This window comes from Bacteroides fragilis NCTC 9343 (assembly GCF_000025985.1).
Lineage (GTDB): Bacteria > Bacteroidota > Bacteroidia > Bacteroidales > Bacteroidaceae > Bacteroides > Bacteroides fragilis.
The window spans coordinates 4,997,922-5,010,892 of sequence record NC_003228.3; the positions used below are offsets into that span (position 1 = coordinate 4,997,922).

Sequence of the window (12,971 nt, forward strand, 5' to 3'; positions counted from 1 at the left end):
GCCTTAATTAGAACTTTCACAATCTCACCGGGAGGTATCCTGATGCTTCTTCTCAAGATTCATCTTTGCACCCGGTTTGAATCTCACCGTCTTTTTCCCCGGAATAGTCATTATCTCTCCCGTAGACAGATTATAACCTTTACGGGCTTTGCGCTCTTTTACTTCAAAGGTTCCGAAACCTACCAATGTGACGGATTCTCCCTGATGTAGCGCCTCGGCAATAGCCTCCATCACACCTTCCACCACAATGGCAATCTGCTCTTTCTTTAAATTGCTTTTAACAGCAATACTTCTAATTAAATCAATCTTCTTCATGTTTAGCTTTTTATCAATTATTAAATAAACGTTTCAAAAACTACTGTCTCACACATCGAATCTGGAAGCCGGCTGCAGAATGATATACAACACCTTCTTCTATCACCTTCTCCGATGAAACTTTACTTCCTCTACCCATATACTGCTTACCAAAATCATCGATAATCGTAAAGTAATCACTCAACCAATAATATCCGACGCCTGATTCACGGAGTTGACCGTCAGCAACACTACGCATTCCTGAAGCCGGAAGAAATTTACCATTGTTAAAGTTCCAGCCATTAGCCCAACTGCCAACTTTATTTTCCGGTGTAAATCCATACTGCATATACTCCCGTCCTTTAGGCAGTCTCCACGTTCTATTATCAGGTAGTTCCCCTTTGGAGATCTGCGTACTTACATACTTCTGTGAATACCCAATCAAGCGGCACGGGTCCCCGCCGCCATTTCTGAGGTTAGCATAAGTATGCAACTCTTCCGACGCGAAAGCCATCCAATTGGAAGACCATGTACGCCCGGTGCTTACCGGATCAAACCAGGTAACGGGACTTCCCGTATTGCTCCATGCAACGACTCCGCGACTTTGAAAGAACGCTCCGGTCTCTTCTTTACTGTCCGTAAATACCAATGTGGCATTATCGGTTCCACGACCTGAATTAGATACGGTTACATTGAATTCCATAGCTTGAGCATATTTCCATACTGCATAGACATCTGTATCCTGACCGGGTAGCGGTGTGTAACTTGAACCTAAACCATAGAACTGCCCATTAATCATCCAACCGGTAAAGAAGAAATCCTCATTGCTGCATTTGAGCCTGGGAACTGCCAGAGTCACGTTCTGTCCAGGCATCACATATTCATCCTCAGGTAGCATATCACCAGCATGACCGGTTCCTGAAGGCAAGTTCAGATGATACTTGATCTTAAATCTTTTTGTCCATTCGGCAGATACCTGCATGTTACTTAGAACGGGTATATTGGCCCCAAAAATGTAATGCACACCTCCGACGCTCCAGCCGGTATGTATCCACGCCGGATCACTGCATACCAAACGGGTAGCGGATAAAGTCACCATCTTGCCCGGAGCTATCTTCTGTAAAGCGGGTAAAGGAGTTACCGAAGTGGTCCCTACCGGAGCATTTGCCAGATAGCTTACTTCATAAAGCAGCCACTTAGCAGTTATGGTCATATCCCCATTGACAATGACCGATGTTCCCGGTGCCTTCTCTTGTCCACCTACCAGCCACGCCTGATGTACCTGCAAAGGATCACTGCTATGCAGTTGAACCGGCAACATCACGCTACTTCCCGGCGCCACAATTTCAGAACGCGGATAGCCGGGTACTGTTCCGGACGGTGGCTGCGGTGAGTAAGTTACTTGATAATACCGCGTCCATTCGGGATATATTTTAAGGTCATTTGTCACGATCGTATTTCCGCCAAAAGCGCCTGCCGTCCATGCAGTGTGTTTCCACCTCGGATCACTGCAAACCTGTAAACCTTGGGCTTCCGTTGCTAAAGTAACCGATGAATTCTGGGCTACTTTCACAGGAGACGGCAAAGTACCGGTGACAGTAACACCGGCAGGGGCACCCGCAGGCGCCTTTGCCAGATACTCAACCCAGCAGTCACGTGACCATACGGCAAAAGCCTTCCTGGAACCGGATGCATGCATCACATAGTTTGCACCCAATCCATGATAAACTCCATCGATGCTCCATCCGGTATGCACATAACCTGGATTACTACATACCAACTGGTTCGTCGAAAGTTTGATACTCGTACCTCCGGCAGCAACATAGACTCCCGGAACCGTTCCGGACACTAAAGCCGTACCTGCAGGAAGATTAGAGTCATACTCTAGAGAAGCACCTTGGCTAAAAGTCGCATAAAAACTGCCAACACTAGTGTTTATAGTAGTATTTTCTCCCAATCCAAGATTATTGCCCCAGCCGGTATGAGCCACAGACGGATCACTGAGAGTCAAAGGGGTAGAGGGCAGCGCAAAAGGTTTGCGTTGCTCCACAAAATGATTGGCCGGCAGTTCCGAGGTTAATGTTGCTCCTCCCGGCGGATAAGCATAATAAGTGACAGTAGCTAATTCCGGCCAATCGGTAGACGTATTATCTACGACACAACGAACCGGAAGAGCCACGTCCAAAGCAGTTGCTTGTATTGCAGCATCCCCTCCCTGAAACCACAGCGAAGCAGGTTGCCATCCGATACTGCCGGAAATGACAGAAGAACTCCAGTAGTGTCCGGAGACACCCGGTTGCTCGATAAAGGTTCCATCTTCTTTGCGTGAACCCGATGCCGGAAAGTAAAATCGATCCTTTATCAATCTCCCGTGAACAACTTCACCAGTACCGTCTGTCGCAAGTCCCCCTATCGGTAACCAAGATCCTTCAGTTCTATATATACTGTTCAAGACAGCTTCTAAACGTTCTTTCACAGGCATCTTCCATTTCTTTCCCGGAGGAGCCCATCCGCGCTGCGTAAGATAACGGCAGATATCACCAATACGATTACCCGGATTATGAATATGTATCAATACATTCTCCAGATCTGCTCCGGGAGCTAAAGAGGCGGGATTAAACTTAGGAATGTTCGGAGACTGATTGGTTTTCCATACAGGATTCACTTCTGCTGCATCGAGCTGACGCACATCAGTTGCGCTGCTTCCTCCTTGCAGTGCAATTAAGGAACCATACAGAAAATATACTCCCTGTTTTTGGTTTCGGGCAGCAGGAACATACGACGGAACATCATCGAACGTCAATCTGCCTTGTGCCGCGTCCCAATAAATATTAGATGCGGCAGGGAGATCGTTATACACCCGATTCTCTATAACAACGACGGATTCTCCCGCAAGGCCCGACAATTTAGCACTTTGTGGGCCCGCAGCCTCCTCGACAAAGAAGTAAACAGGGACAGAAGGAGAAGTAACGGAAGAGATGACCTCGCTATCCCGGTCCGGAGATGCGGGAGATATTGCCAGTCCAGACTTAGACGTACTTTCAAGAATACGGATCTGGTTGAAATCTCCCAACAAGAGTCCTTGAGAACCTGAAGCATAATTACCGGAAACACCCATACCGGCAGCTTTCAGCTTTATTTCCCTACGCAATCCTCCAACCTGAACATCAAGGGTCGTTTCTCCCTGCGCCCCCTTGGCAAAATCCAACTTAATGGCAGTCGAGTCTGCGGAGATCGAAGTAGTTTTAAGAGTCACACCGGCTATCCCGGACGACATGCTTACCACTCCCGGAGTAACCGTACTTCCCGGACGGCTGTACGCATTGGTCCCTATCACACATACCGTAACATCCTTCTGTTCTTCATCCGTATAAAGCACATAAGAAGAATTCGTCAGCCCCAAATAATAAACACCATTACCTGTTATTTCATGCGAATCGTCTACCACCGTAACATTGCAAAGAATTCCGCTACTACCCGAAGGAGCAGCAATCGCCTCATCCATCGTAGAATAGCCTCCTCCTTCCACACGTACCAGATTTAGCGTATAAAGATAGTTTCTTTTAAATGCCAGCTTTTCTCCTTTACTGTTTTTCAGGCTTGCGCGATAATAGTGAATCGGTCCGTTATCAAACTTACCGGCAAGAATAACATCCGAACGGTCAGCCGGGCCACCTGCCGTTTCATATACATAAACAGGATAGTCTTCACTTCCCATACCTGCGGTTGTATGCCCGGCGAATCCTGTTGAAGAGGCTATAATCGGATTGTCCAACCGGGAAGCACTACCCGATTTATGACCATAATCGGTAAATTGAGCCGTAATAGGTAAAGTTTCATTCGCATTTCCATATTCAAAAGCAAGTGCTCCTTGTACCGGTACGTTAATAACAGATACTCCAGTCAAAATAAAACCATCGGAAGCATGTGCACCGGAAGCATCTACGTATAATTTAGATACGATCCGTTTTAGGCGAAGAGGGGTACCGACAGTTCCTACAGTAGTACCTGTAATAATCTGTGGCAATGGACAATAGGCCGACATCGGGATCTTCTTCCCTGTAAAAGGAACTGTCGCTTGCGGAATTGCTAATGCAGAATTACCCGCCACAGGAGAATCCGACGGATTGCCATACAGAAGAAGATTGGTAACTGCATCGGATAAAGTTGTCGTAGTCGTAAGACTTCCCAACTTCGCCTGTATCAATTCATCGGCATTTGAAATCAACAGCAAAACCACTGAAGAATTGCAGGCACTTAATTGTGCATAAAGCTCTCCGGCCGAGGTCATATTGGCTTGTACGGCTTCCAAGAAAGTCGCATCTTTATCATTCCCCAGAAAAACCAACACCCAGGGAGGTCCCATAATAGTTTCATCGGCCGCTGTCCCCGAACGTGTGGCAGGAGATTCATAATCACTCCCTTTATGAAGAGAAAGAAATACGTTCACTTTACCTTCAGGAGCCTCCGGAAGCAAGGGTGAACCTGTTACCGGAGAATCATCTGAACAGGATACCGGCAGAAAAGCCAATATCCCACACATAAGTATCCCAAGAAAGGATTTAATATTTTTATTCAAACACATTGTATCTTACTATTTTAAGTGACAGATTTTCCATTACTATTGGCGGATGCAACGAGCATAATCAGAAGTAGCACTGAACATGCCACCAGTAATACCGCCGTCTCCTTGCGAAATCGTTACAGTAACCACACGGTTATTATTTCTACTACCAGCGGTTATATAAGAAGCCGCAATACCTGGGATTCCTATATATACTGTATGATACGGAAAATAAGTATTTAAGATAGGATAAAACCTTCCTTCCGAACTATCTTGATATGGATGAAGTAGAGCAGCCATTTCGTACACGGCAGGTAATCGCCATGTTTTGTTGTCCGGCAACTCTCCGGCAGCCAATTTCGCATTTATTTCATTTAGAGGGATACCTACTAAACGACATACATCACCAACTCCTCGTTTTAGCCCCTCTACACTATGTATCAACCTCCTAGCGTTATCATAATCAGTCGGCAGTAGTGACGGAATAGTTACACCATTTATGGGAAAGTTAGAATTAGCAACCTGATGGGAGCACTTACTACCCTTACTGCCAGTAGGTGCAAAAATAAAGGTTGCATCAGTAGAACCCGGATTAGAAAGTTCCAAATTAGTTGATGCAAACGGGGTCTCCGGTGTATTTGCCCAATAAGGTTCTATCTTGACATCAGTGCTAGCAACTATTTCATCTCCAAAGCTATAACGAATACCATTAACCAGCAGTCCGGTACACATCTTGACAGGCGAAGAGTTTACTGCTGATTCAACATAAAATAAGGAATGTTTCTCTCCTATCTTTACGAAGATAGTAGTGCTGGGAAAACGCCAATAAAAAATAGCTCCGGGATATGGAGGAGTAGCAACATACTCTATTTTACAAAGTTTAGTCCATTCAGGCCTAATCTCCACTTCAGTGTTTCCTATCCCATCAGCACCGACCACATATGAATCACCAAAATCAAAATGCCGTCCATTTACAAGCCATCCGGAATGAAAATACTTTGTTACCACTTTACTCCCTTCACGTACTTCGTAATCATTGAATTTTGTAGACAGCGCTGGCAATGTTATCGTTTCTCCTTCGTTCAACAATGCCGGTGGCGGAACGCTATACAAATTATTTTCTTGATTCAGAGGATCGGTATTCGAATAAACAACACGATAAACTTTTGAATAATTATTCTCAGAATCAACAACGCAACGAATGGCTCCAGACACCAACGCAGTGGTCCAATCTTTTATGGAAGTACTTGAATATCTAAAGCAAAGTCCTCGGGCTGAACCACTAATCGCGGCAGAAGCAGACCAATACTCCCCGCTATCCCCATATCTATTAGCAGGAAGATAATAGCGGTTATTCGTACGAATTCCATTGCTAATAACAAAACTACCATCATCCGAACTGATAGAAATAGAGTTCCAATTCGGAGTAGAAGAAATAGTTTCCCGAATCCCATCGCCCAAAAGCTTCAGTTCATCTAAAGTAGGCATCCGCCACTTCTTATTCCCCGGCCCCCATCCTCTTTGGGTTATAAAGCTGCAAATATCGCCTTTCAGATTCTTAGGATCATGTAATCCTTCCTGAAGAATCAAATTCTCATCATCTCCCCCAACAACAGAAAATGAAGAGATGTAAACAGGAGAAGAGATATTGCCCCATTCCCTATCGCTCCTACGTGGGGCCAGAAAATCATACCCTCTTCGGTACCCTTGTAAAGACCCCCAATAAAAAAACGCCCCCTGAAATTTCTCATGTTCCGCTCTGCATCCCGGTGCAGGAGTATCATCAAAGGTAAACCTCTCGAGAACCCTATCAAAATAGATATTAGAACCAGCAAACTCCACTCCTTCCACAGCGATTGTATGCGCAAATCCTCCTGCCATCAATAGCAAAGTGTCCGCAAGAGAAACTTTGTTCCGTTTTATGGTAAGAGTTCCCATGCCTGTTCCTGTATCCTGGTCATAGCTGTAATTGATCTTAGTCCGTGTCATATCAAATTTAGAACTCACAGGATCACCTGTAGAATTATAAGTATATAGTACAGGAGATAGGCTGACAGATACAGGAGGCAAGTTTTTGGTTGTAAACGTAACAACACTCTCAGAAGCATACGAATAACCGACATTGACCCGTGAGAAAACGATCTTTGCTCCGGGAATCGTATCATAAGCAGCCGTATTCTGCCATGGTTCTACACTTACATTTACATCGACATTCAGCGGATTCACGGTCAGCATATATCGATAGTAAGTGTTACGCCCAAGTGAGTAGTCAGCCGGAATATCCGTACTCTTTCCCAATAATATTTGCCATGTTTCTGACGCTCCATTACGTTCAGCCTCTATTTCCATAAAAGAAGCACGCCCCTTCCCTGCCGTATTATCCCAAATGTACTCCGGCAAGATAAAGCTATTCTTTCCCTGTACAACAGATGTATACGGATATCCTGAGGGAACATCTTTCTCTCCGGCGATAGAAACAGGTGTAGAAAACGAACGCGTATCAGTAACCGTAAGCCCGCCGGAAAGCGGATAAGCAGAGGGGGAAAGAAAAGAGAACGAAGGTAACTGTTTAACAGTGACCTGCCTGATCTTTATATCTTCATCCGTATTTTTTCGTATCTCCAGACTCGCCTTTGAAGCAATGCGCTCCAACTCAACCGAGAACGCTGAATTCCAGGTTAATCCTTCATCCACACTGACTTCCCCTGTGACCGGAGTTGAAGAGGCTGCATTTCTTATCCGGATATCCAGATGCTTGCATACCACAAACTCTGCCGTATCTACAGGTAGAGTAACCGGTACACTTTTAATTTCTGATAAAGATGGCTCTCCGGTTAATGCGGAATTCATGCCCGTCGTTTCATTACCGATCACAAACAAATCGTAATCACCCGGACGAAGATAGAGTTTAAACACTCCCCCTGTATGCTCTAAACCGGATGATGAAGGATCACTTAAATCGGCACGGCGATTCATTTCCACCTTTCCACTGTTTTTCGCCACAGCAATTACACGCAAGCGCTTCAGAGTCACTCCGGATTCACTTCCTCCTAAAGTGACATTACGAGTCATAAGTTCTACTTCTACCGGATTGTCTCCCGAAGTATATCTTCCTATTTTATCTTCCAGTTCACAAGAGATAAAAGACAGTAGCAAAAAGAATATATATATTCCTTTTACACATCTCATATACTTTTTCTTTAATAAGCTCATTTTATGCAATCAATTTAGATTCAGTTCATTAATAGTATACTCCGCCCTCTACTTTTAAAACTTTATACACTCTCAAAAGAAGGTGTTTTGTGCCGGCCTACGCCTACCTTGTCCTGACAAAGTAGCTTCATCCCGACGACAAAACAACCTTCCAACACGAGAGAGGCACGAATTCACTCTAAAAAACAAATTCTATTTACCCATAAAAACATCCGTAGCCACTCCGTTTGAATTCTCACTTTCCTTGTCAGACCTCCGGAGTAGTACTGACAGTTTCCCAGCCATTTACCCGCAAAGAGATAATGACTCCGTCTTTAGAAAGCACCAATTCAATCAGATAGGTATCCTCTCTATCCAAATCCTCCTGAGTATGGTATGCGGGAGAGGACATAATAGCATTGATCAAATCTTTTGTAAATCCCGGAATAACATCTGTTCCATCGGGATTCAGCAATTTAAGGAACAGATGCCCGTCAGTATACAGGCGCAATACATCAAACTGGAAAACACGGGTATCATCCGCTTGAGATGCGCTATAATAAGGAACATATATAATCGTACCGGCATCGGCCGGCGTAACATTTTCTGAGTTAAAGCGTCCGTTATCAGAGGTGATACGGGCTGATGAACCATCAGCGATTCCCTTCACACGGACTTCTATCTTATTCGTGTTTTTCATTAAGTCTACTACACCTGTCCCACCGTTATCAGCTGTGATCTCCACGGAGTCCAGGCGCCCAAAGAACAACTCACCAAGTGAGTATTCCAAATTTTCTTTCTGCTCAAAATACGCTTTTACACGAAAATCCGAAAGAGTGGTAATCCCCGGAGAGACAGCCGGGCTAAACTGTTGAGGAATACCTGTCTTAAAAATGCCAATCTCGTAATCACCAACCTTACCTCCCAAGCATAAAAAGGTCCATTTCCCCTCAGGAAGGTCAATAGGCATCCGGTAGCCATTCTTCAAATGTGCTCCTTTGTCCCGAAACATTTTGCGATAAATGCCGAGGGAGTCGAACGCATACACATCTATATGGTGGACAGCTTCTCCAAAACGATCGCCTTCACCCGTATGCAAAAGATAACGTGGCTGTAACATAAACATCCGTGAACATTTACTCAAGTCCTCGTAAACACAACTGCTAAATAAGGCTGTATAGAGAGCCAGTCCTAAAATGAGTGAAATAAGTAGAAAAAACGAAGTGCTGTTTTTCTTCCCGACAAATATCATATATCAACTAATATAAAATAAGAAACATTCAAATTGTATCCGGTGCGGGGTATTTCCCGCACCGGAAAAAGACAGAGTAAAGTTAAACTTCAGGCTTAACCTGAACTACAGTCCACTGACCTATGCTTACAGTAAGATCTACAGAAACAGTTTCCGGATCGGGGTTCGGAGTTACAGGAGGAACCGGAACATCCATAATATCCTTGATATCGGCAAGGTCAATAGAATAGACGTTGCCAGCTTCAAAATCTGTAATATAGTTAGTAGCTGTATTATCCTTTAAAGCGACCACATTAAGCCACTGTGGACCTACAACTGGAACACCATCTGCTCTAGTAAACTCAACTTCCATAATGATATGAATTGAGTTCTTCATAACATCTTCTTTAGTAGTAGGGAGAGGCAAAGTGTTATCCTTTTGAGGGAAGAAGTTATATCCATCAGCCTGTCCAGGGGTAATTTGAGCTACTCCGGCTCCTGCCCCCACTCCTCCTAAATTATCATTGAACATTTTCTCAAACTTACCAGATGGAGCGTATTCTGTATTCCAAGCAGCCGATGCAATTCTAGTCAATGAAGAAACACCTCTAGTAAGCTTGATATTATTAATATAAATACCTTTTACCTTCAAATCTGTAAGGTGTGTCCAAGAAGTACCCAGACTACCCTTTACTTCCACACGCGCCATATCAGGGCTTATTGTCGGAGTGCAAGTTGCATTTCCACCACTTCCTGGATTTATCGTTGCTCCTCCAAACAAACGCACTTTACTTGATGTAGCTGATCCTTGACGAGTGTTTACATTATCAGTTTCAGTACTATTATCACCATTAGCCTCTACCTCAATCCACTGTGCCGCACCAGAAACTGTAATAGTGGACATTGAACCAGCTGTAATGTTTTCACTAATTGTATTGGTAATTGCACCACCTTGTGAAACACGTGCGATAATTTTTACAGGTCCATTAATAGTCACTTTATTCCCCGTAGTAGTCTCAGGATCAATAGCTCTACTCGAAGCTCCGCCGAACTCTGGCAGCTTCACAGTTAAAGCTACCGTCTTAGGAGTACTCTCCGTAATTTTCTCATCGTTGCTACATGCAGCGAACGTCATGGTTGCAGCCATTAAGGCCAGAATCGATTTTGTAATTCTCATTTTAATAAAAATTTAAATTCAACAATAAATAAAGAATCATTAAACTTCTTATAGTATTAAGGTATAAGTATAGTGTACTTTACTCTTCAGAAGCTATTCGCTCCAGCTCCTCCTTCAGGCCCATAAATCTGGGAAGAAGTGCTGCAATATCAGAGTCCATTTCTGTACGGTATACATATTTAGTATCTTTACGGCATGCCTCCAACAGAAGTTCTGCTGCCGCTTGGTAGTCTTCCAAGCGCACATTCACAATCGCTCGGAGATATTCAACCGCAGCTGTTTGAGGCAGTTGCTTTAACAAATCTTCCGACTTTGCATGATAGCCCAAACAAGTCAAGGCAACAGCTGTATTGTAGTCCGGATATTTCTCCAGGATACCCAAAGCTCTCTGATATTCACGATTGGACAGGGCCTCAAGTCCTTGGGCATACTCCTCACGCTCAGGAGTAAGATGGTTCACACTGTCACCCGCTATATCAAAACGACGCGCCAGAGTAGCATCAGCCAAGTCGGCAACAGACGCAATTACGAATGTCAATGTATCCGCCGGAGGAAGACTCCATACGCTATGGTCCGTAGCGAGCACGTTTCCCCGAAGAGTTATATGTAATTTCTTCATTCCCTCACGTACCGGGATGCGATACATATACAGATAGGAGAAGTCTTCCGAAGGATCAGCTGTTTGATTGACCATTGCACTGTCAGCATAAGGGAAGCGGATAATACGGTCACGAATCAAATCCTGATGATCCCGGTTATATTCATTCTCTGCAATCGCTTTTCGGAAGTAGCGATGGGAAGCGATCTCAATAGAATCCCGGCGAGTGAAACTGTAGTTACGAATATCCTCAAGACGCCCACCGGACAGATAAAGTTCCTGAAAGCGGGAAGGAACATCTTTAACTGTCATTGCACGAGGCAAACGGTAAGCCGGCCAAAAATCCGTACGGCGATCGTATTTTTTCTGGTACGAAGCACGTATACCAACCGTATCATAACCGGCGATGAATTTTTCCACGCTGCGTTCCAAGACATTACGCTGCATACGTTGCTTCAAAGTATTACGGTTTCCCTCTGCTTTCGTACTGATCCATCCATGACGCTTATCCATAAGTGCCTTCCACCTCAGATAAGCCAGACGTCTACGTCGCTCTGCTTCATAGACCTTCCAGAAAAGCCTCTGCCGTGCAAAAATATCTTTGCGGATACCTTCACGATCCACAAAAGCACTGTCATATTTACTCTCCGGTATAATACCCTTTAGGAAATCATCGTATGCTTTATACTGGCTTTCCTGTGTACGGATAAATTCTTTTCCCCGCAGAATAACAGGAGACAGCAAAACAGAAGAGTCTTTTTCTATCAGTTCCGGGTACATTGTCAACTTCCAGCAACTGTCCAATAGGACTTTAGGAGCTTTTACATAAAACATCAGGGTGACCTCGCCATTACGTTCCAAGATTCGCTCTATACTTTTACGCTGAGCAACAATATCAATGCGATCCATATCAATTGATTTCCAGATATCTTCTTCAAGAGAATCAACCGAAGAAACGGGATTGTCAACAACCACACTATCCCGGAAACCGACAGTTTCGGAGACTGTAAAAACGCTATCCGCAGAAGAAGTATTCGGCAGCTCGACAGTAGCTCCGCCAGCCTGCATAAACAAACGCATAGTCAAAGGAGATTTTGAACCGCATGAATATACCAGCACACAGAGACAGAGCACCCCTAACATTTTATAGATACGATACCCTATCGATATAGTGACGAACTTTTTTTGATGTATCATCTTACAACAGAATAAGAAATGAGATTAATAGAATTAGAATAAATAGACTATATTCACTGCCAACTTGGTCGGAATCAGACGTGCTCCCTTAAAAGTAGCCACTTTCTGCCCGCATGCCTTACAAACATATTTATCATAATGGGTCCACAAGACCCCAAGACCTGCCTCAAACTCTAAATTCCAATGAGGAGAAAGAGGACGATTGTACCCCAAAGAAAGTCCGCCTCCAAAACCGTAGCCTTCGTAACGATATTTATCGCCAAAAACTCCACCGACATTATACATGGTGCTCACTCCGTGAATTCCAAGAAAATAAGAACGCCCATAAGATTCACGGATCCAATAACGCACTCCGGGAGAAGCAGACAAATTGCGAAGCCTCGCATCTCCAAAAGAGAAGGGATTATATTGAAGAGGAAAGTGGAAGGTCCAACGATGGGAAAACTTCAGCCCGAACTCAAGATTCATATTGGTAGTACCCCAACCCAAAACATTAGTTTGCAAAGAATAAACCTGCCCACGAGCTATTTCGACCCCTAAAAACGTAGAAGAAACAACCAACAGAAAGAGAAACACAGATCGCTTAAACGCCATAACTATTATTCAACTTGTTTTGCTTAAAAAAACATTAAACTTATCGGATACATAAAATCCGCAATATCTTATACTCCTCTACCGAACCACATCAAGATTCAATTGTTACGGTTACAAAAACCAT

General features: G+C 44.1%; 7 protein-coding genes. All 7 read right to left on the reverse strand.

The genetic code is table 11. The features are described 5' to 3' along the window. Positions 1-24: 24 nt before the first annotated feature. The 7 genes from BF9343_RS20580 to BF9343_RS20610 all read right to left on the reverse strand — a co-directional run bounded on the left by BF9343_RS20580 (position 25) and on the right by BF9343_RS20610 (position 12,847). Positions 25-315 carry an HU family DNA-binding protein gene (locus BF9343_RS20580; protein WP_005791180.1) on the reverse strand — a complete coding sequence of 97 codons (291 nt, stop codon included), beginning with the start codon at positions 313-315 and terminating at the stop codon, positions 25-27. 40 nt (positions 316-355) lie between these two features. Then, on the reverse strand, positions 356-4,879 hold the full coding sequence (locus BF9343_RS20585) for a hypothetical protein (RefSeq protein WP_010993769.1): 4,524 nt from the start codon (positions 4,877-4,879) through the stop codon (positions 356-358). 36 nt (positions 4,880-4,915) lie between these two features. Next, positions 4,916-8,047, reverse strand: coding sequence for a hypothetical protein (locus BF9343_RS20590; protein WP_010993770.1), 3,132 nt, complete (start codon positions 8,045-8,047; stop codon positions 4,916-4,918). A 271-nt stretch (positions 8,048-8,318) separates the two neighbouring features. Further along, positions 8,319-9,302 (reverse strand): FimB/Mfa2 family fimbrial subunit, encoded by a 984-nt coding sequence (locus BF9343_RS20595; RefSeq protein ID WP_010993771.1) that lies wholly within the window; start codon positions 9,300-9,302, stop codon positions 8,319-8,321. Between the two features lie 82 nt (positions 9,303-9,384). Further along, positions 9,385-10,458 (reverse strand): hypothetical protein, encoded by a 1,074-nt coding sequence (locus tag BF9343_RS20600; protein WP_010993772.1) that lies wholly within the window; start codon positions 10,456-10,458, stop codon positions 9,385-9,387. Positions 10,459-10,537: 79 nt separating this feature from the next. Next, positions 10,538-12,253 carry a hypothetical protein gene (locus BF9343_RS20605; protein WP_010993773.1) on the reverse strand — a complete coding sequence of 572 codons (1,716 nt, stop codon included), beginning with the start codon at positions 12,251-12,253 and terminating at the stop codon, positions 10,538-10,540. Positions 12,254-12,286: 33 nt separating this feature from the next. Further along, on the reverse strand, positions 12,287-12,847 hold the full coding sequence (locus tag BF9343_RS20610) for a DUF3575 domain-containing protein (RefSeq protein ID WP_005791170.1): 561 nt from the start codon (positions 12,845-12,847) through the stop codon (positions 12,287-12,289). Between the last annotated feature and the right edge of the window lie 124 nt (positions 12,848-12,971).

Coding starts and splice junctions, on each gene's coding strand:
- BF9343_RS20610 (WP_005791170.1), bottom strand. CDS start 12,847: ATGGCGTTTAAGCGATCTGTGTTTCTCTTTCTGTTGGTTGTTTCTTCT.
- BF9343_RS20595 (WP_010993771.1), bottom strand. CDS start 9,302: ATGATATTTGTCGGGAAGAAAAACAGCACTTCGTTTTTTCTACTTATT.
- BF9343_RS20580 (WP_005791180.1), bottom strand. CDS start 315: ATGAAGAAGATTGATTTAATTAGAAGTATTGCTGTTAAAAGCAATTTA.
- BF9343_RS20585 (WP_010993769.1), bottom strand. CDS start 4,879: ATGTGTTTGAATAAAAATATTAAATCCTTTCTTGGGATACTTATGTGT.
- BF9343_RS20600 (WP_010993772.1), bottom strand. CDS start 10,458: ATGAGAATTACAAAATCGATTCTGGCCTTAATGGCTGCAACCATGACG.
- BF9343_RS20605 (WP_010993773.1), bottom strand. CDS start 12,253: ATGATACATCAAAAAAAGTTCGTCACTATATCGATAGGGTATCGTATC.
- BF9343_RS20590 (WP_010993770.1), bottom strand. CDS start 8,047: ATGAGATGTGTAAAAGGAATATATATATTCTTTTTGCTACTGTCTTTT.